The sequence below is a fragment of the Nitrospirillum goiasense genome (assembly GCF_034427435.1).
Classification (GTDB): Bacteria; Pseudomonadota; Alphaproteobacteria; order Azospirillales; family Azospirillaceae; genus Nitrospirillum.
On record NZ_JAXQNP010000002.1, the window covers coordinates 2,570,452 to 2,595,163 of the forward strand.

Consider the following 24,712-nt stretch of genomic DNA (forward strand, 5'->3'; position numbering starts at 1 on the left):
GACCACAGCGCAATCCACTACGGGAGCAGCCATGCCGCGCCTTGTCGATCTTTCCTTGCGCACCCGGATATTCTGGGCCTTCGCGCTGGTCCTACTCGTGACCCTGGGCCTGGGGCTGTTCGCCCTGGAGCGTCTATCCCGCATCGAACAGGCCGCCGCCGACCTGGGCACCGACGCCTTGCCCTCCATCGTCGCCAGCGATGAACTGCTGCAGGGTGTGCTGGAGGCCCGCCGCTTCCAGCAGGGCATGTTGCTGGCCCCCGATGACGCCGCCCGGGCCGAGCAGGAAAAAACCTTCGCCCAGGAACTGGCCCACGTGAGCAAAAGCCGCCAAGCCTACGAGCCGCTGATCAACATCGAGCGGGCCCAAATGGACCGGTTCGACCAACTGTGGCCACAGTTCCTCGCCTCTTCCGCCCAGGTTAGCGACGCCCTGCACAAGGGCGACCGGGACACGGCGGTGAAGCTTTACGCTGGCGACAACCGGGAACAGACACGCGCCCTGGTCAAGGTGCTGACCGAGGCGGCCGACCTTAACTATCGCGCCGGCCAGGATGCGTACGCCCAGCTGAGCCACACCACCGGCATCTCGCGCCTGGGCACGCTGCTGGCGCTGGGCCTGGCCCTGGCCGTAGCCTTCGTCGCCGGCGCCATCACCGTGCTGACCACCAGCCGCCCCACCCGCCTGCTGACGGCGGCGATGAAGCGGCTGAGCCAGCGGCAGCTGGATGCCGCCATCCCCGGCACCGACCGCCAGGATGAGATTGGCGCCATGGCCCGGGCGGTCGAGATCTTCCGCGACGGCCTGGTGGAGGCCGACCGTCTGGCGGCCGCCCAGCGGGAGGCGGAGGCGGCCAAGGCCCGCCGCGTGGCCGCGATCGATCGCCTGGTCAGCGACTTCGACCAGCGATCCTCCCAAATCCTGCTGCAGTTCAGCGGCGCCGCCGCCGAGTTGGACACCGCGGCACAGAGCATGTCCGGCGTGGCGGAGGAAACCAACCGCCAGTCGGCCAGCGCCGCCGCCGCCGCCGGGCAGACCACCGCCAACGTCCAGACCGTGGCCGTGGCCGCGGAGGAGATGGCGTCCAGCATCGCGGAGATCAATCGCCAGGTGGTGCACGCCCAGACCATCGCCAGCCGCGCCAGCATGGACGCGCGGGAGACCATGGCCACCGTCGCCGGCCTGACGGACGCCACCCAGCGCATCGGTGAGGTCGTGACCCTGATCCAGACCATCGCGGAGCAGACCAACCTGCTGGCGCTGAACGCGACCATCGAGGCGGCACGCGCCGGTGAGGCTGGCAAGGGCTTCGCCGTCGTGGCGGCGGAGGTGAAGGGCCTGGCCAACCAGACGGCCAAGGCGACCGAGGACATCGCCGCGCAGATCATGGCCGTGCAGCAGGTGTCGTCGCGCACCGCCAGCGCCATCCAGGCCATCGGCACGGTCATCGAGGAGGTGAACGGCATTTCCACCTCCATCGCCGCCGCCATGGAGCAGCAAGGCGCCTCGACGACGGAAATCAGCCGCAACGTGGGCCAGGCCGCCACCGGCACCCAAGGCGTGGCCGACGCCCTGGGCGCCGTGACCCAGGCGGCTGGCCAGGCCGGTGCCGCGGCAACCCAGGTGCTGGGCGCCGCCCATGACCTGTCGGAACAGTCCGACGTGCTGCAAGCCCATGTCAGCCGCTTCCTGGCCGCCATCAAGGCGGCTTGAGAGCACGCCACCCGCCGCTGATACCGACGAAGGCCGGCAACGGATAAGCCCGTTGCCGGCCTTCTTTGCGCCTTGGAGCCCGCCGGCGATCCCCTTATGGTGCCCCGGTCACCGCCCCTCGCTGGAGCCTGAGACATGCAATCCCTCTACCGTGCCGCCGACGACCGTTACGAGGTCATGCCCTATCGCCGCTGCGGGCGCAGCGGCTTGGATCTGCCCGCCATCTCGCTGGGCCTGTGGCACAATTTCGGGGGCGCCGACGTCTTCGAAACCGGGCGCGCCATCCTGCGCCGGGCCTTCGACCGCGGCGTCACCCATTTCGACCTGGCCAACAACTACGGCCCGCCCTACGGCTCGGCGGAGGAGAATTTCGGCCGGGTCATGGCCGGCGACTTCCGGCCCTACCGCGATGAGATGATCATCTCCACCAAGGCCGGATACGACATGTGGCCCGGCCCCTATGGCATCGGCGGGTCACGCAAATACCTGATCGCCAGCCTGGACCAGAGCCTGCGTCGCATGGGCCTGGAGTATGTCGACATCTTCTATTCCCACCGTGTCGACCCGACCACGCCGCTGGAGGAGACCATAGGCGCCCTGGCCCAGGTGGTGCGCCAGGGCAAGGCGCTCTATGTCGGCATCTCCTCATACTCCGCCGACATGACGGCCAAGGCCGCCGCCCTGCTGAAGGAGATGGGCACGCCCTGCCTGATCCATCAGCCCAGCTATTCCATGCTGAACCGCTGGATCGAGGGCGGCCTGCTGGACACCTTGAAGGACACCGGCATCGGCTGCATCGCCTTCTCCCCCCTGGCGCAGGGCCTGTTGTCCAGGAAGTACCTGAACGGCGTGCCGGCCGACGCCCGCGCCGCCAAGGGCGGGTCGTTCAAGGAGGAACTGCTGACGCCGTCGGCGCTGGAACATGTGCGCGCCCTGAACGCCATCGCCGAACGGCGCGGACAGACGCTGGCGCAGATGGCGATCGCCTGGGTGCTGCGCGACGCCCGCGTCACCTCCGCCCTCATCGGCGCCCGCACTGTGGCGCAGTTGGACGACAGCCTGGACGCGCTGAAGAACCTGGCGTTCACGGACGCGGAACTGGCGGAAATCGACGCCCATGCTGTCGACACCGGCCTGAACATCTGGCAACGCTCCTCCGACGCCAGCACGCCGGAATAAGGTGGATAAATAAAGCGATGCCCGCGCCCTGGATGATGGGCGCGGGCATCAAGTCTGGCGGCGCGGCAGGGGCCGCGGGGTCCGCCCATGGGGAGGAAAGCGACGGGGTGAGAAAGTGCGGGGGGACACCCCGACGCCGCCTGGAAAAGCTACGCCAGAAGACGTCCGGGCGCTTGCACGCCACATCGACCTTTTGTCTGAAAGGGGCGTCATTTCAGCCCAGGAGGCGCGCCATCTCCGCCTTCACGGCGGGAACGTGGCGCAACAGCGTCACATCCTCCTCGTCATTCAGATCCTGGCGGCGGAAATACGCGTCGTCCAATCCTTCGCGCTTATGCGGGTGGTCATCCGGGAACGGGGCCCGGCCCCGCGCCCGCTTGCGCTCGAACTCCCCCCGCGACTTGACGGAATAGTGGTGGATGTACAGCCGGGCGTGGGAAATGTCGGGGGTGAAGGCGTGGTCGCGCAATTCAACGGCGGCCCCCAGGTCATCAACATAGCGCCACCCCTCCCGCAGACGTCCGGAGTGGATGAGCATGCGGTCCACAGCGGCCGTCCGCGCCAAAGTCTTCATATGGACATGCCCATTGTGTCGTGCCGGAGCGCAGCGGGTGAAGCGCTCGGTCACCAACCGGCCATCGGGTTCCAACTGCCCGCTGGAACCGAAGTAGCGCCAATTCAGCGCCACCGCCCCCACGCCTGGGTCCACGCCATAGTCCGCCGCCAGCGCCGGCAGCGACAGGCCCGTCCGGCTGACGACGAATTCGTCGGCATCGATGAACAGCGCCCAGTCCGTTTCCGCGCCGAAGTAGGTCAGGAAATGGTTGTAGGCGCGCAGTTGCGGCCCCAGCGTCCTGTTCCCCCACCAATCAAAATCCTGTGGATTGGGCAGCGACATCACGACATCGCGGGCCTCGGGGAAAAGCAGGGTGACGTGGCCCGCGGCCGACGGCCAGTCCACGACGGTGATGCCGGCGCGCGCGGCGATGCGGTCCAACAGCGCCCGCGTGCCATCGGTGCTGCCGTTGTCATAGATGATGAAGCGGTCGACACCCATCAGCCGGTAGTAGGCGACCCACTCCAGCAGGAAATCGCCTTCGTTCTTGACGATGGCGCAAATCGTCACGCGCGGCAGGCGTAATGCCTGGTTGTTGATGTCGACATGCCCTGCGCCCTGTTGCGAACCCGCTAAACCTTCGATTTTTCTCACTACCCCTTGCCAGACGCGTCCCCGGAAGCCCCGCCCGGAAGCCCCGGATGAAAACTATAAAAGCGGGCTGACGCATGGAACCAGTATGCCCTGCGCCGTAGGACGAAGGGCTTAAGCCGGTCAACGGTCGATACGGTAGACGAAGGCGTAGTCGCCCGGTGCCTGTTTGGGCACCACCAGATGCAGTCCATCCCCATCCTGGTGGAAGGAAAGGGTCTGGCCGGCCCCGCCATCCAGCAGGGTGACGGCCTTGACCGGCTCGGCCGCCGGCAAGGCGTGGATGGTGACCCGCCCGTCCTCCGGCCAGCCCATCTCGATGGCGTAGAGGGTGTCGCCCTTGACGGTGAAGCGGAAATCCTCCGGCCCGAACGGCCTGTCCGTTTCGCCCTCCTTGAACGAACCGCTGGCCATCCGGGCGGGCCCCTCGCCAAATTGGCGCCACGGCCGGGTGCCATAGATGGCCTCGCCATTCGTCTTCAGCCAGGCGCCGATGGCCAGCAGCCTATCCTGTGCCTCCTGCGGGATGGTGCCGTCGGCGCGCGGGCCGATGTTCAAAAGCAAATTGCCGTTCTTGGAGACGATATCAGCCAGCAGGTGGATGACCTTCTCCGGCGACTTGTACCGCTCCCCCTCGATATAGCCCCAGCTGTAGTCGCCGAGGGATGTGCAGGTCTGCCAGACGCGGGGCTGGATGTCGGGCATCAGGCCCCGCTCCACATCCGCCACGCCGCTGCCGGCCGCCAGCGCCCCCTCCTTGTAATTCACCACCGCCGACGCCCCGCGCCGCGCCTGCGTGTTGTAATAGTAGGCCAGGAACTTGGGCAGGGTGGTGCGGAAGGCCGGATGGCTGATCCACCAGTCGAAGTAAATGAGATCCGGATGGTAGTCCTCCACCAGTTCCGCCGTGCGCGCCAACCAGTCGTCCAGCCAGGCGGTGGACACGTGGGTGAAGTCGCCCGTCATCTGGGCGTCGCCCGTATCCTCCGCCGTCAGGCGCGCCTGCGCCGGGCCGTAGAGGTCGGCGTAGCGCGGGTCGTTCACGTCCGACGCGATGGTGCGCCCCTCGCCAAAGAACCAGTCATGTTCCGCCCGGTGGGAGGACAGGCCCAGGTGCAGGCCCTGGGCCCGCACCGCCCGGGCCAGGTCGCCGATCAGGTCGCGCTTGGGCCCCATGCGCAGGGCCGACCAGTCGGACAGGCGGGTGGCGTACATGGCGAAGCCGTCATGATGCTCCGCCACCGGCACCACGTAACGGGCCCCCGCCGCGCGAAACAGGGCGGCCCAGGCGCGCGGATCGTACTTCTCCGCCTTGAACAGGGGGATGAAGTCCTTGTAGCCGAACTTGTCCGGCGGGCCATAGACGGCCACGTGGTGCTGGTATTCCTTGCTGCCCGGGATGTACATGCGGCGCGAATACCATTCGCTGCCGAAGGCGGGCACGGAATAGACACCCCAGTGGATGAAGATGCCGAACTTGGCGTCCGCGTACCATGGCGGCACCTGCCAGGCGCGCAGGGAAACCCAATCCGGCCGGAAGGGCCCGCCGGCATCGCCCGCCGCCACCTTTTTCAGCAGGGCGTCCCGTTCCCGGGCCCCCTTGGTGGCCTGCCGCCATGTGGCATCCCTCTGCTCCGGCGTCAGGGAGGTCGCGGTGGGAGCTGTGGCGGGCGTCGCCCCGCCTTGCGCCCCGGCCAGGGTGGGCCAGGCCAATGTGGGAATGAAGACGGCGGCACCCAGCAATAGGGCGCGCACGGCCCCAGAACAGCGATCCACCCAGTGTCGGAATGAAGGCGTCATGGCCGGTGCCATCGGTCGTGGTCAACGAAGCGGAAACAGCCTCTCACATCAGCCGCCGCAGGGCTGCATCGAATGCGCCTGTCATCGCACCCGCACGCTGGCCTTGGCCCGCTGACCGGCGGCATCAATGACGGCGATGTCGGCGAAGCCGATGCCGTCCGGCACCCAGTCCGCCGCATCCCCAGCGGCCGGCGGCAGGGGCAGGCCGTTGACCAGCCAGCGCAAGGGGGGCTGGCCGCCCATCGCCTCCAGCGGGACGGGAATGGGGGCGCCATCGCGCCCCTCCGTCCGTTCCAACTCGGCGCCATCGGGGGGAAAGGCGATGCGCAAGGGGGCCTGGGTTTGCGCCACGCCTGGCCCACCCCGGTCGAACAGGGCCAGCGCCGGGGGCAAGGCATGGCCGGGGCCGGCCTCCAGCACGCCCGGCGGCGGCTCGGGGGCCCCGCCACGATCCGGCACCAGGTCCATCAAGCGGAATAGAAGCGGCGCGGCAGTATCGCGGCCGGCGGCGCCGGGCCGGGGGGTGCCGTCGGGCCGGCCCACCCACACCCCGACCACATAGGCGGGGGTGAACCCGACAGCCCAGGCGTCACGGAAGCCATAGGAGGTGCCCGTCTTATAGGCCAGCCACCGGCCCCCAACGGCGGCGCGTCCGTCAGGCCGGGGCGTGCCCGCCAGGATGTCGGCCACATACCACGCCGCCACCGGGCTCATCAGCCGGTGGCTGGGACGCTTGGCGCCGGATTGCGGGGTCAGCAGCAGGGGCTGGGCCTGTCCGCCATCGGCCAGGTCGGCATAAAGGCTGGTCAGGTCCGCCAGGCTCAGGCCCAGCCCGCCCAAGGCCAGGGGCAGGCCGGGGGTGGCATCCGGCCGGGGCAGGATGACTTGCGCCCCCGCGTCGCGCAGGCGGCCCAGAAAACGGGCGGGGCCCAGCCGGTCCAGCACCTTCACCGCCGGCACATTGAGCGACTGTTGCAGGGCCTCGCGCACCGTCACCAGCCCATGGAACCCGCCGTCGAAGTTGCGGGGCGCGTAGTCGCCGAAGATGGTCGGCGCGTCGTTGATGCGGGTTTCGGGATGCAGGGGCAGCGCCTCGAAGCCCAGGCCATAGAGGAAAGGCTTCAGGGCCGAGCCGGGGGACCGGGGGGCGGCCACCATGTCAACCTGGCCGAAGGGACCGCTGAAGCTGCCCCCGACATAGGCGCGGGCCTTGCGGCTGCCAACCTCCATGACCAGCACGGCGATCTCCGCCTCGGGCTCCAGCGTGCCCTGGGCATCGCGCACCAGCGCCTCCACCCGGCGTTGCAGACCGGCGTCCAGGGTGCTGGCGACGACAGCGCCCGGTGGCGCCTCACGGCGCAAACGGTCAGCCAGATGGGGCGCCAGGAAGGGCAGCGGCCGGCGGCCCAGGGGCAACGGCTCCGACATCGCTTCCCGCGCCGCCTGCCGGGTCAGCACGCCGGCAGCGGCCATGCGGCGCAGCAGCCCATCCCGCCCCGCCCGCGCCGCCGCCGGCGCCAAATCCGGCCGGCGCTTGGTGGGCGACTGCGGCAGCGTCACCAGCAGGGCCGCCTGCCCCGGCGTCAGCGCCGTGGGCGCGCGGTCGAAATAGGCCAGGGACGCCGCCCGCGCCCCCTCCAGGTTGCCACCGAAGGGCGCCAGGGTCAGGTACATGCCCAGGATGTCGCGCTTGGAGAACCGCGCCTCCAACTGCACGGCCCGCGCCATCTCCACCAGCTTGGCCCACACCGTCCGGGGGCGCGGCTCCAGCAGGCGGGCCACCTGCATGGTCAGGGTCGACCCGCCGGAAACGATGCGCCCGTGGCGGATGGCCTGTGCCAGGGCCCGGGCGAGGGCCAGCGGGTCGACACCGGGATGGTGGTAGAAACGGTGGTCCTCATAGGCGACCAGCAGCTTCAGATACAACGGGCTGGCCTCCGCCGCCGTCATGGGCAGCCGCCAGGCGTCGTCGTCGGTGATGAAGGCGCGCAGCACCTCCCCCTTCTCGTCCGTCACCAGGGTGGAGCGGTTCCGCCACCGCCCCAGATCGGGCGGGAACAGCCGGTCGGCCACCAGCGCCAGAACGACCAGGACCAGCGCCCCGGCCCCCAGGCGCCCGAGCCGCAGACACCGGGCCCACCACGCCGCCCGCGTCCACCAGGAGCGGACGGGCGGGGAAACGCTGGACGGGTCGGACGTCACGGCCCGGCGTCCACCACGGTGTGGCCGGCGGCGGTGCGGGCGATGGCGCCCGGGTCGTACATGTCCTGGGTGGAGGCGGGCGGCAGCGCGAACTGCCCGGGGGTCACGGCCCGCACGATGTAGGCGAAGCGGAAGCCCTGGGTGGGGCCGCTGTCCTCCTCGACGCCCTCACTCTCATCCTCATCATCCTCGTCCCGGTAGATCCAGGAAGATTGGCCCGCGTCCAGCACGCCGACGAAACGGTCGTCGCGGGCCTCCGCCACCGCCGCGCGGCTGAGGTTCTTCAGCCAATCCAGGGCCTTCTTGCCCTTGCGGGCCGGACGCAGGACGGACTCGATCTCCCAACCCGCCGGCAGCGGATCGACGGTCACCAGGGTCCGCTTCACAGGCTGCTGCAAGGTGCCGGTCAGCACCACCACCAGCCTCGTGTTGCGCGCGACGTGGTCGGTGCCGGCGGGCTGGCCGTCCAGGGTGTAGACCTCCTTGGTCAAGGTGATGCCTTGCGACACCGGCCCGGGGCTTTCCTTGGGCACCCCGCGCAGCTGCACGGTGCGCCAGACCGGGGCGGCACCGCTGTTGACCACCCCGAAGCCCGCCGCCATCTGCGCCGGGGTCGGGCTGTAGGTCAGGGCGCGCCCGGTGGCGGCCTTGGCGTAGCCGGTGGTGGTCAGGGTGATGGGCTGCCCCTTGGCCAGGATGGCCTGCGCCGCCAGCAGCAGCCAGCTCTTCTGGTTGGTGTTGTAGTACCACGGCTCCTTGAGGCCGGAGAGCGCCAGGCGCAGCGCCGTCTCCTGCAGGGCGGTGTTGTTGGCCTCCGCCGCCACCGCCAGGGTGGCGGCGGCATCCCGCAGCGGGCTGCTGTAATAATCGTGCGAGGCCTGGCCCAAATGGCGCCGCGCCCGCTCGAACGCCACGTCCGCCCGCGCCTTGTCGCCGGAGGCCAGCAAGGCCGCCCCCAGTTGCGCATACGCCAGGGGGCCGGCGGACAGTTGCTCCCCCGTCACGTCGTGGATGTAGCGCAGGTTGGCGGGATTGGCGTGGCCGCCCCGGGCCAGCAGATACTGGCCATAGACCAGCGCCTCCCCCTCGCCCCCCGTGGCGCCCACGCCGCGGTCGGTCTGCTGTGTCACCCAATCGGCCAGGGACTGCATCGCGGTGTCCGGCACGGCATAGCCGGCGGCCCGCGCCCGGCTGAGGAAATCGAACACGTACATCTGCAGCCAGGTCGCCCCCAGGCCGTCGCCCGCCGCCCACAGGCCGAACTGGCCCGTGGTGTCCTGGCGCTGCAACAGCCGGTCTATGGCGGTGTTCACCCGGTTGTCCGGGTCCTTCACACTGCCCTCCAGCCCCAACTGACGGGCCAGGTCGCGGAAGGCGACCAGCGGCAGGGCACGGCTGGTGGTCTGCTCAGTGCAGCCATAGGGGTAAAGGTCCAGATCCTTCATCAGACCGGCGACGTCGATACCGGGCAGGTTGGCATAGGACAGGGTGATGCTGCCGGTGCCGGGCAGGAAGATGTCCAGCAGGTTGGGCGGCAGGGTGAAGGCCTCGCCGGGCGCCTGCTGGCGCTGCTCGGCCATGACGATGGGCGCCTCCGCCGGACGCACGGTGATAGGCCATGACCGCTCCAGCTTCAGGCCGCCCGGTCCCTCCACCTGCAGCGTCAGCCCGCCGATGCCGGCCTCACCCCCGCGTAGCGCCACGGGCTGCACCACGCGCTGGCTGGCGGCCAGGGTCACGGTGCGCCGGGCATCGCCCACCAGCTTCAAGGCGCCATCGGCCACCAGGGTCACGCGATAATCGCCGGCGGCCCCCTCCAGGTTGTGCAGCAGCAGGGTCCCGGCCGCGGTGTCGTTGGGCGCCAGGAAGCGGGGCAGTATCACCTCCGCCACCACCGGGTCGCGCACCACCATGGCGCCCTCGGCCATGCCCATGCGGTCCTTGTCCAGGGCCACCGCCATCAGGCGCAGGCTGCCGTTGAAGTCGGGAATGTCCAGCGTCACCTTGCCATGGCCCTTGCCGTCCAAGGGCACCAGGCCGGAGAACAGGGCGACGGTGCGGGTGGGGACCACCGGCAGGCCGGCCCCGCCCGGCGACCCATCGCCCCCCTGGCGCAGCACGCCGGTTGCCCCGGCCTGGCTCTCCAGCAGACGACCGTAATCGTCGCGCATCTCCGCCGCCAGCTTGCGCTTGGCGAAGTAATGGGCCAGGGGATCAGGACTGCGGAACCGGGTCAGTTGCAGGATGCCCTCATCGACCGCCGCCACGGTGACATAGGCCCCCGCCCCCGCGCCCGCCGCGTCCACCTGCACGTCCACCTTCTGCCGGGGACGCAGGGTCTTGGGCGCGTTGATGCTGACCGTCAGCGCCTTGGGGGCGGAATCCACCGGAATCCAGGCCAGTCCAACCGCGCGCACAGGCTGATGGCCCACCACCTTGTCCGCTGGCCTGACGAAGGACACCAGGGCATAGGCGCCGGCGCCCCATTCCGCCTTCACCGGTATATCCACCGTCACCGGTTCCGCCCCCACCGCGCGGGTGGTCAGGATGTGGACCTCCTGGCCGGCGACCGCCACCTGCATCTGCCCGGCGAAGGGCGGCTCGATACGCAGGTGCGCGGTTTCACCGGCACGATACGCGGCCTTGTCCAAGGCCGAGGGCACCACATCGGGCGCGTCCGTGCTGGCGCCCGCCATGTACCAGCCGCTGTAGAAGGGTACGGTGGTGACAGCGCCCGTGGCGGGGTTTTCCACCAGCAGGCGATATTCGCCCCACTCCAGCCGCTGGCTGAGGCGCGCGGGCTTGCCAGCGTCCAGGTCCAGGGTGCCGCTGGCCACCGTCTGGTATTGCGCGCTGGACTTGTAGGACCACTGGTAGCCGCTGCGATACCAGGTGTAATGGCGGTCCACCCGGCTGACGGTATAGCGCAGCCCCTTGACCGCCTGCGGTGTGCCCTGGCCGTCCACCGCCAAGATGTCGAAATCGGCGTTACCCCCCTCCCGCACCCGGTGGTTGGCGAACAGGGGGCGGACGCCGACGAAGCCCGCCCGGTAATTGACCGGCAGCGCCGTCTGGTCCCGTGTCACCCGGCCACCCGGCTCGACCACCGCCACGGTGACGACGGCGCGCAGGGGGGCGGTCGCGGTACCGGCCTCGGGCACGGGGAACTGCACCTGGGCCTTGCCCTCGCCGTCGGTATGGGTATCGACGGCCGACGCCGTCTGCGGCTCGAACTTGTCGTCATCGCGGCCGAACGCGAAATCGGTCCACTTGGCGAAGGGCTTGTCGTCGCGCTCCAGCCGCACCTCGCCACCGACCGGCAGGTCCCCGGCCGCGGCGCCATAGAGGAAGCGCGCCTCCACCGGCAGGGTGGCGGCCTGGCCCGCCGTCAAGGAAGGGGCCGGCGCCTTGCCGATGGTCACCTTGAGGCGTTCGGGGACGAAATCCTCCACCTGGAAGCTGCCGCTGCCCACCACCGCGTCGCCGCCGGCGACATAGATGTCGATTGTCCATTCCCCCCGGGGTGCGGCGGCGCTGATGGGCAGGTCGACGGTCCCGGCCCCGCTGGCCAGCTTGGCCGTCAGGTGGGCCGCCTCCACCCCATCGCTGCGCCGGACGACAAGCGCCACGGTGTCCACGGCGCTGGTGCGGATCTGCGCATCGCGCAGCATGAAGGCGGCGTGCACCACCTCCCCCGGGCGATAGATGCCCCGCTCGGTGTAGACATAGGCGTCCAGGGGGCCGGGGTCCGGCCGCCCGTCGGCGCCGCGCGCGCTGAAGTCAAACGCGGCGCGATCCAGCGACAGGGCGGCGAAATCGGCCGGCGAGCTGGCGAAGGGAATGAGGGAGGGGCCGCCGGCGAACGCTTCCACCAGCGCCGGCCGCGCACCGCCCTTGCCGCGCAACAGCCCGATGGGGAAATGGGCGATACCGTCGCCATCGGTCTTGGCCTCCCCCAGGGTGCCGGAATCGTGCGCCACGAGGACCACGCGGGCGCCGGAAAGGGGCGTGGCCTTGGCCAGCGACCGGGCAACCACCGTCAGGCCATCCCCGCCCGTCAAGGCAGTCAGCGCCATGTCGGTTTCAACCAGCCAGCGCGCGGCCGTACGGGCCTCGCGTTCCTGATAGGGCAAGTCGTCCTTGTCCTTGGCCAGCTTCTCATCCTCCACCACCAGCAGATAGGCGCCGGGCTGCCGGTCCTTCAGAACCTGGTCCAGGGGGAAATTGGTGATGCTGCGCTTGTTCTGCTGGCCCTTGGTGTCCATCGTGCCGGTCCAGACCGGCCGCACCTTTTCGTTCACCAGGCTCTCGACACTCCAGCCCGTCGGATCCTGGTTCAAGGACAGGTTGGCCAAGGCGGTTTCCGGGGCGCGGTAGAGGCTGAGCGTCACCCGGGGGATGTTCACCGTCTCCACGCCCACCCCGGCGTTGCCGACGCGGGGCAGGACGTAACCCGTGCCGGCGATGCGGACACTGCCCGGCAGGTCGTGCATCACCAGGCGGAAGGTCAGGTTCTTGGGCAGGACGGCGCCATCGGCGGCCGGCAGGCCAGCGCGTACGGTTACACTGTAGGCCTTGCCCGGCTCCAGGCCGCTGAGACACAACTGGCGGTCATTGGCCGTCACCGCGACATCCGCCGCCGGTTCCAGGGCGACGAAGGCGGACAGGTCGCCACGGTTTTCAGCCAAAGGCGCGTTGAACCAGACGCAGGCGCCGCTGGCGTCGGTGTCGCTCTGCGCCAAGGTGCCGGACGGCGCCAGCATCCCCGCCGCCATCGCCGGTCCGCACCAGGGTGGGGCCAGCAGCAGGACTGCGGTGACCAAACGGGCGACCAACGCGGCGCAGCGTCCCATGCGAGACCCCGGAATATGAGGGAAGCGAGGCGGCCACAGGCCGCGACGCCCGATCCTGGCGACAGCGTCCCGACGGCGTCAAGGCGGATCGGCAATCAAGGCTTTCATCGTCCCGGAGACTATGTCGTAAAGGTAAGGGAGCGAGGCACGACCTCTGCCATTGAGGGGCCACCGGGACCGGGAATTAGGACGGTGCTACTGTCCTTTCTTCCTGAAGCGCTCTTTTGGAGTCGGCCCCGTCCGCCGGGTGGACGTCGCACCGGTAGAACCCGACAGCATCGTCATTAAATGTGGGATTGTGTCCGGGCTGGCATTGTCCCACCATCCCCACCATAATCTTTGTTAGATTTAAAAAGGATACCCTTGGATGTCCGCGCCCGTGCCCCACCGTTCCGCCGACCTGCACCCGTCGCTGGGTGCCAGCCTGTCCGGCACGAACCTGGAGCGGGCGGGCGACCACAACCAGCGCGTCATGCTGCAGGCCATCCGCGTCAGCGGCCCCATTACCCGGAGCGAACTGGGAACCATCACCGGGCTGACGGCACCGGCCATCGCCAACATCACCAAGCGGCTGCTGAATGACCAATTGATCATGGAGGTCGGGCGCCTGCATGGGGCCCGGGGTCAACCGGCCATGCGCCTGGCCATCAATCCCGATGGCTGCTACTCCATCGGCGTCAATGTCGACCGCGACCACGTCACGGTGCTGGTGCTGGATCTGCTGGGACAAATCCGCCATCGCGCCACGTTGGACATCGATTTCCCCCTGCCGGATGCCGTGGTCGCCTTCTTCAAGGAACAGGTGGACGCGCTGCTGTCGGGCAGCGCCTTCCCGAAGGAACGCATCGTCGGCATCGGCGTCGCCGTGCCGGATGACCTGGGCCGGGTGAACCTGCCCAACCGGCCCGCCAGTTACGATGTGTGGAACACCGTCGATGTCGCGCGGCTGTTCTCAGCCATCCTGCCCCTGCCGGTATTCCTGGAGAACGACGCGGCGGCGGCGGCCCTGGGCGAGCTTCAGTTCGGCCATGGGCTGCACGATCCCAGCTTCTTCTACATCCTGATCAGCCGGGGCCTGGGGGGCGGCATGGTCATCGATGGGCATTATTTCCGGGGCGCGCAGGGCCGCAGCGGCGAGATCGGCTTCCTGCCCGTCTCCTCCCCCCGCACGCCCGCGGCCTCCCTGCAGGAGGCGGTGTCGCTGTCCGCGCTGTTCAGCTTCCTTCAATCCAAGGGCTATCCCTTGAGCCAGCCGGACCAGTTGGCCGGCCTGGATGCCACGGGCCTGGGCCTGGTGGACCAGTGGCTGGACCTTGCGGCGGAGTTGCTGACCCCGCCCATCATCGCCGTCAGCTGTCTGGTCAATCCGGAAGCCGTCTTCCTGGGGGGCCGCCTGCCCATGCCGCAGTTGGACCGCCTGGCCCAGTTGATCACGGAGCGGCTGCGGGCGCACACCGGCACCATTCCGGTGATCGCCCCGGTCTATCGCGCGGCGACAGCCATGGACGCGCCGGCGGTGGGGGCCGCCATCCTGCCCTTCAACGACCGGCTGTTGCCGTCGCGCGCCGCCTTGATGAAGACCGCCGCCGCCTGACCCACGGCAATTAATATTTCAACTTTCATTTTCCGGCCCCCACGATATGGTCGCGGCCAAGGACGGGGGGTACAGCGGTTCCGCATGCCGGAGCGCAGGGCCTTCGTCCGCGATCCCGTATTGCCCCATGCCCTTCATGGATACCCCGGACGAAAAGGAACGCCGCATGTCCACCACCCCTTCCGCCGCTTTCCTCGACGCCGCCGCCGTTCGCGGCCAACTGAAGGCCTGGCTGGTGGAGCATGCCTATCCCCTGTGGTGGGAGGTGGGGGCGGATCGGGTCCATGGCGGCTTCCATGAGAAGCTGGGCCTGGACGGCAAGCCCACCAACGACGCCCGCCGCGCCCGCGTCCAGGCCCGTCAGGTCTATTCCTATTCCGTGGCCGCCCGGTCGGGTTGGAACGGCCCGGTGCGCGAGGCGGCGGAGCATGGCCTGACCTTCTTCCTGAACCATTACCGCCGGCCCGACGGCCTGTTCCGCACCAAGGTGGCGCCGGACGGCACCGCGCTGGACGACACCGTGGTGCTGTACGACCAGGCCTTCGCCCTGTTCGCCCTGGCCGCCGCGCAGAGCGCCACGCCGGAAAGCCGCACGCCGGAGGAAATGGCCGTGGCCGTGCGCCAGCGCCTGCTGGACACGCTGCACCATGCCCAGGGCGGCTTCGAGGAAAGCCACCCCCGCACCCTGCCTTTGCTGTCCAACCCGCACATGCACATGCTGGAGGCCTGCCTGGCCTGGATGGAGCAGGGCGGCGACGCCGGCTGGCGCGACCTGGCGGAGGAGATCGTGGGCCTGGCGCTCACCCGCTTCATCGATGACGACATGGGGGGGCTGAAGGAGTTCTTCGACGGCGACTGGCGGCCCCAGGCTGGCACCCCCGGCCGCATCGTGGAACCCGGGCACCAGTTCGAATGGTCCTGGCTGATGCTGCGCTGGTCCGCCCTGAGCGGCAGCAAGGCGGCGGCCGACGCCGCCTGGCGCATGATGGCGATTGGTGAGGGGCCGGGCGTGGACCCGGTGCGCGGTGTGGCCATGAACGCCCTGCTGGACGACCTGACCCCGCACGACGCCGTCGCCCGCCTGTGGCCGCAGACGGAGCGGATCAAGGCCGCCGTGCTGGCGGCGCTGGCCACCCGCGACGACGCCGACCGCAGCGACAGCTACTGGACCATGGCGGCCAATGGCGGGCGCGGCCTGATGAAATACTTCGACACCCCGGTGAAGGGCCTGTGGCGCGACCGCCTGAACCCGGACGGCACCTTCGTCGAGGAGGCGGCGCCGGCCAGCAGCTTCTACCACATCGTCTGCGCCATCCAGGAACTCGACCGGGCCGTGGACATGGCAACCCATCGCGGTTGATCGGCACCCGGACGCCGCATTAGCCTTGCCGCACACGTCACGAACAGGGCGGTTGGCAATGCGGCGTCTGATTATCCTGATGGGCCTGTTGGCGGCCCAATCCGTCTGGACGGCACCGGCCTTGGCGGCGGTGGAGCGGGTGGAAATCACCGAACGCACGGCGCTGGCCGACGGCGCGGCCTTCGGAACAGTGGGCCCGTATGAGAAAATCCGGGGGACGGCCTGGATCGCGTTGGACCCGGCACTACCCGCCAACGCCCGCATCACCGACCTGGCCCTGGCACCCAGGGATGACCATGGCCGCGTGGTCTTCGCCACCGATTTCCTGATGCTGCGCCCCGTCAATGCCGGCGGGCGCAACGGCGCGCTGTTTTACGACGTCAACAACCGGGGCGGCATCGCGGCCTTGGGGCAGGTCAACGGCGCCAGCCCGGCGCATAACGACCCCACCACGCTGGCCGATACCGGCAATGGCTTCTTTTTCAAGTGCGGCTTCACCCTGCTGTGGTCGGCCTGGACCTGGGATGTCCAGCAGGGCGGCCCGTTGGACAAGCCCTTCATCCTGAAGCCCCCGGTCGCCCGGGACAAAGGCGGCAAGCCCATCATCGGCAAGGTCGCCTATGAGTTCATCGTCGACAAGGCGGCCCAGACCGCGCCCTACGTCGGCATGAAGGGCACGCCCTACCCCTTTGCCACCGATGGCGCCCCCGATGCCGTCCTGACGGAGCGCGATGGCCCCGACGCGCCACGCCACCCCCTTCCCCGCGACGCCTGGACCTTCGTGGAGAACCCCGAGGGCGGCCCGCCGGTGGAGGTGCGCCTGGAAGCGGGCTTCCAGACCGGTAAGATCTATGAGGTCGTCGTCCCCTCCCGCGACCCGTACGTGGTGGGCGTGGGCCTGGCCGGCATCCGCGACCTGCTGTCCTTCTTCAAGACCCAGCCCTTCGCCGGACAGCCGCCGCTGGACCGGGCGCTGATCTTCGGCATCTCGCAGTCCGGGCGGGTCATCGACACCATGCTGTACAACGGCTGGAACCGGGATGAAGCGGGCCGCCCGGCCTTCGATGGCGCCTACGCCCAGGTGCCGGGGGCCGGCAAAGGCGCCTTCAACCAGCGCTTCGGGCTGGCCACCCGGCATTTCAGCCCGCTGGTGGAGCAGATCTATTTTTCCGACGCCTTCCCCTTCACCACCGTCCCCTCGACCGATCCGGTCACGAAACAAACCGGCTCGCTGCTGGATGGCGCGCGGGCGGCTGGGCCCTTGCCCAAGATGATCTTCACCAACACCTCGGCCGAGTACTGGAACCGTTCCGCCTCGCTGCTGCACATCACCCCGGACGGCCAGGCGGACGCCGCCATCGACCCGAACGCGCGTATCTATATGCTGGCGGGGTCGCAGCATTACGTCGGCCGCAGCCGCGACCGCCGGCCCTTCACCGCCTGCGTCAACACCACCAACCATTATCCGGTGGAACGGGCCCTGGTGGTGGCGCTGGACAACTGGGTACAGGGCAAGGCCCCGCCGCCGGACAGCGCCGTGCCCAAACTCGCGGACGGCACCCTGGTCCCGGCCGAGACCTACAAAGGCGCCTTCCCCAAGGTTCCGGGCCTCACCCCGCCCGCCGGCCCCCTGATGCCGCCGCGCCTGGACTTCGGCCCGCGCTACACCCAGGGCATCGCCGACACCGTGCCGCCGGCGCGGGGCCTACCCTATCCCACCCGCGTTCCCGCCCCCGACGCCGACGGCAACGACCGGGGCGGCATCCGGCCGGTGGAGCTGGAGGTGCCGCTGGGCACCCACACCGGCTGGAACTTGCGGGCGCCGGAAACCGGCTTCGCCACCTACCAGGGCCGCTTCGACGGCTCCTTCGTGCCCTTCGCCCGGACGGAGGCGGAGCGCGCCGCCACGCGGGACCCCCGTCCATCGCTGGCGGCGCGTTATCCCACCCGCGCGGACTTCATGGTCAGGGCCCAGGCCGCCATCGCCCGCGAAGTCGCCGCCGGCTGGGTGCTGGCGGAGGAGGCGGACGGCCTGCTGGCGGATCAGGGCGCGCTCTATGACCGCATCATGGCCCATAGCCCCGACGACGACGGTTGCGGCTATCTGTTCGCCCCCTGAGGGGCGACCGCAGCTTCCCTGATGCGGCCAGCGCATCAAAGTAGTCTTGGAATCCCAACACGCCTACCGGTGTATGGTATCGGCTGCGCAGCCTCCGCGAAGGACAGTAAGCCATGAACGCCAAGATGGCCTGGCCCCGCATCGAGGCCGCGCTGGACCAGTTGCTGGACCTGCCGCCCAGTAACCGCACCGCCGCCCTGCTGCGCCTGGCGGGCGACGACGCCACCATGCTGTGCGAATTGCGCCGCCTGCTGGACCAGGCCGTCCGGGACGAAACCTGGCTGGACCGGCCGGCCGCCTATGAGGACGGTTCCCCGGCGCCTCCGCTGACCAATCTGGCGCCAGGGCAGCGTGTCGGCGCCTATCGCATCATCGACGTCATCGGCCGGGGGGGCATGGGGGAAGTCTACCGCGCCGAACGGGCGGACGGCCATTTCGAGCAGCAGGTGGCGCTGAAGCTGATCCGGCGGGAAGCCGTCGAGCACGTGGACCGTTTCCAGGCGGAACGCCAGATCCTGGCGGGGCTGGACCATCCCGGCATCACCCGCATCCTGGACGGCGGCCTGCTGGACGGCCAACCCTATATGGTCATGGAGTTGGTGGACGGCCTGCCCATCACCCTCTGGTGCCGGGACCGGCGGATCGACCTCGACGGGCGCCTGACGCTGTTCCTGGCCGTGTGCGACGCCGTCGCCTATGCCCACCGCAACCTGATCGTCCACCGCGACCTCAAGCCCGGCAACGTGCTGGTGACACCCCAGGGGCAGGTGAAGCTGCTGGATTTCGGCATCGCCAAGCGCATCGCCACCGGGGACGAGGCCAGCCCGGAAACGATGATGGCCCCCCTCACCCCCGGCTATGCCGCGCCGGAGCAATTGCTGGGCGGGCCGGTCAGCACCGCCACGGACGCCTATGCCCTGGGCATGCTGCTCTATGAACTTCTGGCGGGCGCCCGCCCCTGGACGCTGGAGGGCATGCCGCTGGCCCTGGCCGTCCGCGCGGCCCTGCAAGAGGTGCCACCGCCGCTGTCCCAGTTCGCCGCGCGCTCTGACGGCGCCCCGCCGGTGCCGGTGAAGGACCTGACGGGCGACCTGGACGCCATCGTCGCCAAAGCCCTGCGCAAGGAGCCGGGCCAGCGCTACCAGACCGTGGACGATCTGGCGCGGGATGTAGAGCGCATGCGCCAGGGCAAGCCGGTGTCCGCGCGCGCCGGCTCCCGCCTCTATGTCGCGGGGCGCTTCGTCCGGCGCCACCGCCTGCCCATCGCCGCGGCCGGACTGCTGGTCCTGGCCATCCTGGGGGGGCTGGGCGGCGTCACCTGGCAATATCTGCGGGCGCAGCGGCAGGCCAATCGGGCGGAGACCATCAAGAATTTCGTGCTGAGCCTTTACAACGGCCGCGACCCCGGCTTCCCGACGGATAAGAACCGCCGCGACGTGACGGCGGAAAAGCTGTTGGACCTGGGCGCGGACCGGATCGCGCGCGAATTCGCCGGGGACCCCGACCTCGAGATAGAGCTGTACACCCTGACAGCCCAGCTCTATGAGGCCCTGGATGACCGTGGCCGTGCTACGCAGATCATCCAGAAAAAGGTCGACGTCGCCCGGCAGGCCTATGGCGAGGCCAGCCCCATCGTCATCGACGCCCTGCTGGCCCAATGCGCGGACGCGTGGCGGTCCGGCGACCTGGCCACAGCACAGCGGCTTCTGGACAAGACCGACGCCTTGTTCCGCATCGCGGGCAAAAGCGCCGAGGGCATCCGCCCGCGCTGGTGGCTGAACAAGGCCCAGATATTGGCGAAGCAGGAAGCCGGAAGTCCGGCCCACCTGGCCGCCCTGGACGAAACGCTCAAGTCCTTCGAGCGATACGCGCCCAGCCATGTGTTCTATGTGACGGCCCTGCAAGCCGCCGGGCTGGTCCAGGCTCAGATCGGGAATTACGAAAAGTCCACGGCCTTTTTCCAACAGGCGCTGGACCACTTCAAGGCCTTGCCCCCGGCGGAACAGGACTCCGACACCCGCATCACCCTGCTCTACAACCAGGTCAGCGCGTTTCAGCGCACCGGCCGCCTCGACGACGCGCGCAGGAATCTGGAAGCGGTGTCGGCCCTGGCCATGGAAGCCCAGGGCATCTCGCCGGCCTATTGGATGAGCCTGGCCCAACTGGGCCGCATGCTGGACTGGCAGGGGTTGCGGACCGACGCCGCCGCCCAGTTCTCCAAGATGCTGGCGGCCTTGCCCAGCCCCCCGCCCTCACCGGCCGACTACTACTACACTGCCAAACTTATCCAGGCCGAAAGCCTCATCGCGGAAGGCAGGGGGGCTGAGACCCTTCCCTTCCTGGAGGATTTGAAAGAGCGCCTGGTGGCGGCCGGCAATTTGGGCACCGCGCTGCGGCGAACCCGCGCGGCGCTGGGCTTGGCCTACGATCAATCAGGCCGGACCGGCGAGGCGCGCATCGAACTACGGAAGGCGATGGACGGCTACGCGGCCACCCCCAACAATCCGGAGGCGCAGAATCTGCGGGGCCAGTGGGGCTGCTTCCTCTTGGCCCAAGGCGATCCGGAGGCGGCCACCGTTTTCGACGGGATCGTGGCCGATGAGGCCAGCATGCGCGCCGCGTCCATCGCCCCGGCGCTGGCCTGGGCCGGGCGGGCCCGCCTGGCGTTGGCCCGAGGTGACGCGGCGGCGGCGACCGCCGCGGTGACCCAGGCCTTCGCCGCGTATCAGCAGATCAAGGGCTTGCACGACATCCGCGTGCACACCTCCCTGCTGCTGACCCGCAGCGCGGTGCGCCTGGCCGCCGGCGACAGGGCGGGGGCCGGTGACGACGCGGCCCAGGCGCTGGCGGATGCCCAGCGGACCGACGCGCCGGAAAGTGCCGTGATTGTGCAGGCTCGTGAGGCCTTGGCCGCCACGACCGGGAAAATTTCCCCGCCGAATTAATTTCACGACCCCATGTCCGGTTTGGGCGGATGCCCGGGTTTACTCAAGCGGTCCACCCCCCTGCCGTAGGGGGTGCCCTTTGAGGAGACCTCGGCGCCACCCGAAAGGAAGTCCCGGACATGTCGTTCCCAGCCCAGCATCCCGACTATCCCGCGGCCGCCGTAAGCCTGCCTCGTGCCATCGCCTTCAAGAACTCCGGGGGCCCCTCCTTCGGTGACAGCGCCCGATTGCGGGGCCGTGCGGCCGATGGCCAAGCCGCGCATCTGGCGCGGCGCTTCCATGTGCCCTCGGGGCCCCGCCTGACCGTCGATTGCCGTCATGCGAATGCCAGCCTCACGGTGACACGACTGACATCCGCCGTGCCGGGCGGCCACGCCACCCTGCCGTTCGAACCGGAGGACACCTTCCTCATCCTGCTGCAATTGGCGCCCCTGGGCAGCCATCGCTTCTGGCAGGGGGATCGGGAGGACATCGTGAGGCCCTACGCCGCCGGCGGCGTCTCCATCGTCCATTTGGAACAGCGCCCGCGCTGGCTGATGACCTCCGCCTTCGACATGCTGGCCATCAGCCTGCCCCGGGCAGCGCTCAACGAGCTGTCGCGGCGCTACGACGCGCGACTCATCCCGGCCTTGCAGTGCCCCGACGGCACGGTGGACGAGGACGCGCTGCGCCTGGGCGCCTGCCTGTTGCCGGCCCTCAAGGCCGGTGAAAGCGGCGCCTTCTTCGTCGAACATGTCATCCTGGCGCTCTGCACCCATATCGCCCAACGCTACGGCGGGCTGGAGAGCCAACCGCGCGCGCGGGGCGGGCTCAGTCCCCGGCAGGAGCGGCTGGCGAAGGAAATGCTGCTGGCCTCGGTGCAGAATGGTCGTTCGCTGCGCGAGATCGCAACGGAGCTGGGGCTGTCCTCCGGCTATTTCCTGCAAGCCTTCCGCCAATCGGTGGGGGAGACGCCGCACCGCTGGCTGACGGCCTGCCGGCTGGACCATGCCAAGCGGCTGCTGGCGGACTCTGGCCTGCCGCTGGCGGAAATCGCCATCATCTGTGGCTTCAGCGACCAGTCCCACCTGACCCGCGTGTTCACCCAGCACGTCGGCAAGCCGCCGGGGGCCTGGCGCCGCGACCTGCGATGAGGGGGATTCCCCGGCCCCGGCGGACGCCCAAATGGGAGAGTGCCACGGCTTCGCCCTGCCTCCGATGGGCGCTTGCGGCGGTGCGGCGGAACTATGCTATCGTGTTGATCGATCTGCACTTCCACCCTCTGGCCCCTCCCCTGGCCCCTCATGCTCGACACCATCCAGGATTTGGTCGTTCCCAGCGACGATCCCGAGGTCGTTCGCACGGCCGACGCCCTGCTGCCCCTGTTCTATGAGGACCTGCACCGCCTCGCGCGGCGGGAACGGCGCCGCCTGCCTAGCGACACGCTGCAAACGACCGCCCTTATTCATGAGGCCTATCTGAGGCTGCGGGGGACCGCCGGTTTCAACGACCACAGCCACTTCCTGCGGGCTTCGGCGCTGGCCATGCGCCATGTCCTGGTGAACCGCGCCCGCGACCGGCTGGCCGGGAAGCGCGGTGGCGGGGCGGCGGTCCTGCCCTTGGAGGAGGAGATGCTGCCCGAGGGCGCTCTCCAGAGCGACAGCCGCATCCTTGAGGTGAACGAGGCCTTGGGCCAACTGGCCACCCTCAACCTGCGTCTGGCCCGGGTGGTGGAATGCCGGTTCTTCGCCGGCTACAGCGAGGCGGAAACCGCCCAGGCCCTGGGCGTCACCGACCGCACGGTGCGCCGCGACTGGACCAAGGCGCGGGCCTGGTTGCTGCACGCCCTGTCCCTGAACGCCGAGGCGGACGACACGCGGCCGGTGGCCGTCCAGCCCGCCGCCACCCCCTCCTGAGGGGGCGCTTCTACAGGCGCCGTATGCTCAGCATGTCCATGACCATCCGGTCGCGCCAAGCCTCGTCCCTGGCGGCACCACCCTCCCGCGCCCGCCGGCAGGCGGCGACAGCCCGGTCCCGGCCGAGATCGAGCGCGGCGGTGTCGGATGTCACGGTTTGCAGCGTGTCGGGACAGAGGCCACGCAGTTCCTCCGCCAGGTCGGGCGGCGGCGGGGCGGCGGCGGCTAGGAAGGCCTCGGGCCCCCGGAATGCGTCGCGGCGGAACAGGTCGATCATGTAATCGCAGCCCATCTGCAGGCGGGCCGACTGGCCGGGGATGCGGCTGATCATGGGGAAAAGCGGGGCCAGGTCCGGCACCACCAGATTGGGGAAAATCTCCGCCCCCCAGTACTTCCCCGCGATCTCGATGAAATGGTCGATGTCCCGGATGGGCACCAGGCCGCAGTCCGTGATGGGCAGGATCTCGACCTTGGGCTTGGTGATGACCACCGTGTCGTTGGCGACGTCGGCATACAGGCTGCCGATCTGCAAGGCGTTCTGGAAGTAGGTGCCGCGCAAAGCCCCCCAGATGCTGCGGATCCGTCCCCCCTGGCGCTGGAAGGAGGCCAGGGCGTGCTCGACCGAATGGGCCGGCCGCCGCAGGCGCCGCGCCAGCACGATCAGGGCGGCACGGGTGATCTCCTCGCACCGGCCCAGGGGATAGGGCTTGGCCGGATTGACCGGGAAGTTGGGTTGCAGTTCCTCGTCCAGCTGGGCCCGAAGGTCCGCCAGATAGGCCATCAGCTGCGGCAGGATGGGCAGCACCATGCGGCGGGTCAGCTTCTCGGCCTCCGGCGTCGGCGGCTCGATCTCCTGCGGCAGCAGCGCGCTCATTCCCGTGCCTCCGGTCAACGGCCGGCCCGGTTGATCAGCAGGGCCCAATCGCTGAGGGAGGCCAAGTGGGCGTAAGCGGCCGCCAGCCATCCCTTGTCGCGCCAGTCCACCAGGCGCTCGGCCGGCAGCCGGTTCAGCTTCTCCGCGTCGATGACGCGGAAGCCGGACAGGTGGCGCGGCTCCCCGGATTTCAGGACGATGTCCGCCTGGTTCTGTACCAGCATGTCCTGGTCCCGCAGGGCGGCGACGAAAGCGGCGGTCTGGACATGCCCCGCCTGATAGTGGCGCGCGAAATCCAGGGCCTGGACGGTCAGGTCCGTCGGCTGTCCATCGACGAAGAACGGGTTCTCGGTGCCCGCCACGACATTGTCCGCCCCCTCGTCCAGGCAGAGCGTGAACTCCGTCCCGCCATTTTCCTCCATCAGGATGAAGGGGTAACGCCGGACATAGGCGGGGAGATAGGCGTCCTCATCCCAGCGGCCCGCGGCGTCCACAAAGAGGTTCTCCCCCTCGCGCAAGCCCAGCAACGCGACCGGCGCCGCCGCCTCGCCCGCGAACAGGATGGGAAAGGACTTGGCGGCGGCGAAGAATTCCCCCAGCACCAAGGGAACCGAATGCACGCTGGCGGCGAAGCGGTAATCCGTGGGCTGGCGCAAGGACATGGCCCCGTCCACGGCGGCCTGCATCGGGCGAGGATGGGTGTAGAACGGGGGAAGCGGGAGGGTCATGGCCAAGTACCAATTTTGCCAGCGCGGGCCCCTTAGGAAGGACAAGCGGCGGCGGGTGTCAACCGGCAATTGCGCGCGACGCCTGGAACGCCCAAACCCGGAACAGCAAAAAGCCCGCGAGCCGATGCGGCTGCGGGCTTTTTGCTGATTTGGTTGCGGGGGCCCGCAACCATCTTAACTTGCTGTTTCAGTCGGCGGCATAAGCGGTATCGGCCTCAGAAGTTCCAGCTGGCGCGCAGGAC

At 69.4% G+C, this 24,712-nt stretch carries 14 protein-coding genes; 8 read left to right on the plus strand and 6 right to left on the minus strand.

From position 1 onward, the window contains the following. Nucleotides 1-31 precede the first annotated feature (31 nt). Both ULB03_RS14290 and mgrA read left to right on the plus strand, forming a co-directional pair. Entirely contained in the window at nucleotides 32-1,714 is a 1,683-nt protein-coding gene (locus tag ULB03_RS14290; protein ID WP_322483748.1) for a methyl-accepting chemotaxis protein, read from the plus strand. A gap of 135 nt (nucleotides 1,715-1,849) precedes the next feature. Continuing rightward, the gene (gene mgrA, locus ULB03_RS14295; protein ID WP_322483749.1) at nucleotides 1,850-2,893 is read left to right on the plus strand and encodes an L-glyceraldehyde 3-phosphate reductase; all 1,044 of its coding nucleotides are present in this window, start codon (nucleotides 1,850-1,852) and stop codon (nucleotides 2,891-2,893) included. Between the two features lie 214 nt (nucleotides 2,894-3,107). Here mgrA and ULB03_RS14300 read toward each other — a convergent pair whose 3' ends face one another. The 4 genes from ULB03_RS14300 to ULB03_RS14315 all read right to left on the minus strand — a co-directional run bounded on the left by ULB03_RS14300 (nucleotide 3,108) and on the right by ULB03_RS14315 (nucleotide 12,955). Next, nucleotides 3,108-4,103, minus strand: a complete 996-nt coding sequence (locus ULB03_RS14300) for a glycosyltransferase family 2 protein (protein WP_322483750.1) — start codon at nucleotides 4,101-4,103, stop codon at nucleotides 3,108-3,110. A 120-nt stretch (nucleotides 4,104-4,223) separates the two neighbouring features. Next, on the minus strand, nucleotides 4,224-5,900 hold the full coding sequence (locus tag ULB03_RS14305; protein ID WP_322483751.1) for an alpha-L-fucosidase: 1,677 nt from the start codon (nucleotides 5,898-5,900) through the stop codon (nucleotides 4,224-4,226). 81 nt (nucleotides 5,901-5,981) lie between these two features. Then, on the minus strand, nucleotides 5,982-8,102 hold the full coding sequence (gene pbpC / locus ULB03_RS14310) for a penicillin-binding protein 1C (protein WP_322483752.1): 2,121 nt from the start codon (nucleotides 8,100-8,102) through the stop codon (nucleotides 5,982-5,984). Next, on the minus strand, nucleotides 8,099-12,955 hold the full coding sequence (locus ULB03_RS14315) for an alpha-2-macroglobulin family protein (RefSeq protein WP_322483753.1): 4,857 nt from the start codon (nucleotides 12,953-12,955) through the stop codon (nucleotides 8,099-8,101). Before ULB03_RS14315 ends, pbpC begins: the two co-directional genes overlap by 4 nt. A gap of 367 nt (nucleotides 12,956-13,322) precedes the next feature. On the opposite strand from ULB03_RS14315, the gene ULB03_RS14320 reads away from it, so the two are divergent. From ULB03_RS14320 to ULB03_RS14345, 6 genes are all read left to right on the plus strand, one after another. Then, on the plus strand, nucleotides 13,323-14,549 hold the full coding sequence (locus ULB03_RS14320) for an ROK family transcriptional regulator (protein ID WP_322483754.1): 1,227 nt from the start codon (nucleotides 13,323-13,325) through the stop codon (nucleotides 14,547-14,549). A 166-nt stretch (nucleotides 14,550-14,715) separates the two neighbouring features. After that, nucleotides 14,716-15,909 (plus strand): AGE family epimerase/isomerase, encoded by a 1,194-nt coding sequence (locus ULB03_RS14325; protein WP_322483755.1) that lies wholly within the window; start codon nucleotides 14,716-14,718, stop codon nucleotides 15,907-15,909. Nucleotides 15,910-15,967: 58 nt separating this feature from the next. Continuing rightward, entirely contained in the window at nucleotides 15,968-18,028 is a 2,061-nt protein-coding gene (locus ULB03_RS14330) for an alpha/beta hydrolase domain-containing protein (protein ID WP_322483756.1), read from the plus strand. A gap of 113 nt (nucleotides 18,029-18,141) precedes the next feature. Continuing rightward, nucleotides 18,142-20,973, plus strand: coding sequence for a serine/threonine-protein kinase (locus ULB03_RS14335; RefSeq protein ID WP_322483757.1), 2,832 nt, complete (start codon nucleotides 18,142-18,144; stop codon nucleotides 20,971-20,973). Between the two features lie 119 nt (nucleotides 20,974-21,092). After that, on the plus strand, nucleotides 21,093-22,106 hold the full coding sequence (locus ULB03_RS14340) for a helix-turn-helix transcriptional regulator (protein WP_322483758.1): 1,014 nt from the start codon (nucleotides 21,093-21,095) through the stop codon (nucleotides 22,104-22,106). 150 nt (nucleotides 22,107-22,256) lie between these two features. Then, a complete protein-coding gene (locus tag ULB03_RS14345; protein ID WP_322483759.1) occupies nucleotides 22,257-22,868 on the plus strand; it encodes an ECF-type sigma factor in 612 nt (203 codons plus the stop codon). A 10-nt stretch (nucleotides 22,869-22,878) separates the two neighbouring features. Here ULB03_RS14345 and ULB03_RS14350 read toward each other — a convergent pair whose 3' ends face one another. Both ULB03_RS14350 and ULB03_RS14355 read right to left on the minus strand, forming a co-directional pair. Continuing rightward, nucleotides 22,879-23,742, minus strand: a complete 864-nt coding sequence (locus ULB03_RS14350; protein ID WP_322483760.1) for a hypothetical protein — start codon at nucleotides 23,740-23,742, stop codon at nucleotides 22,879-22,881. A gap of 14 nt (nucleotides 23,743-23,756) precedes the next feature. Beyond that, nucleotides 23,757-24,470, minus strand: a complete 714-nt coding sequence (locus ULB03_RS14355) for a SapC family protein (RefSeq protein ID WP_322483761.1) — start codon at nucleotides 24,468-24,470, stop codon at nucleotides 23,757-23,759. Nucleotides 24,471-24,712 lie beyond the last annotated feature (242 nt).

Excerpts from the sequence above, each read along its gene's own strand:
- ULB03_RS14290 (WP_322483748.1), top strand. The coding sequence starts at position 32 with ATGCCGCGCCTTGTCGATCTTTCCTTGCGCACCCGGATATTCTGGGCC.
- mgrA (WP_322483749.1), top strand. The coding sequence starts at position 1,850 with ATGCAATCCCTCTACCGTGCCGCCGACGACCGTTACGAGGTCATGCCC.
- ULB03_RS14305 (WP_322483751.1), bottom strand. The coding sequence starts at position 5,900 with ATGACGCCTTCATTCCGACACTGGGTGGATCGCTGTTCTGGGGCCGTG.
- ULB03_RS14315 (WP_322483753.1), bottom strand. The coding sequence starts at position 12,955 with ATGGGACGCTGCGCCGCGTTGGTCGCCCGTTTGGTCACCGCAGTCCTG.
- ULB03_RS14320 (WP_322483754.1), top strand. The coding sequence starts at position 13,323 with ATGTCCGCGCCCGTGCCCCACCGTTCCGCCGACCTGCACCCGTCGCTG.
- ULB03_RS14325 (WP_322483755.1), top strand. The coding sequence starts at position 14,716 with ATGTCCACCACCCCTTCCGCCGCTTTCCTCGACGCCGCCGCCGTTCGC.
- ULB03_RS14330 (WP_322483756.1), top strand. The coding sequence starts at position 15,968 with ATGCGGCGTCTGATTATCCTGATGGGCCTGTTGGCGGCCCAATCCGTC.
- ULB03_RS14335 (WP_322483757.1), top strand. The coding sequence starts at position 18,142 with ATGAACGCCAAGATGGCCTGGCCCCGCATCGAGGCCGCGCTGGACCAG.
- ULB03_RS14340 (WP_322483758.1), top strand. The coding sequence starts at position 21,093 with ATGTCGTTCCCAGCCCAGCATCCCGACTATCCCGCGGCCGCCGTAAGC.
- ULB03_RS14345 (WP_322483759.1), top strand. The coding sequence starts at position 22,257 with ATGCTCGACACCATCCAGGATTTGGTCGTTCCCAGCGACGATCCCGAG.
- ULB03_RS14350 (WP_322483760.1), bottom strand. The coding sequence starts at position 23,742 with ATGAGCGCGCTGCTGCCGCAGGAGATCGAGCCGCCGACGCCGGAGGCC.
- ULB03_RS14355 (WP_322483761.1), bottom strand. The coding sequence starts at position 24,470 with ATGACCCTCCCGCTTCCCCCGTTCTACACCCATCCTCGCCCGATGCAG.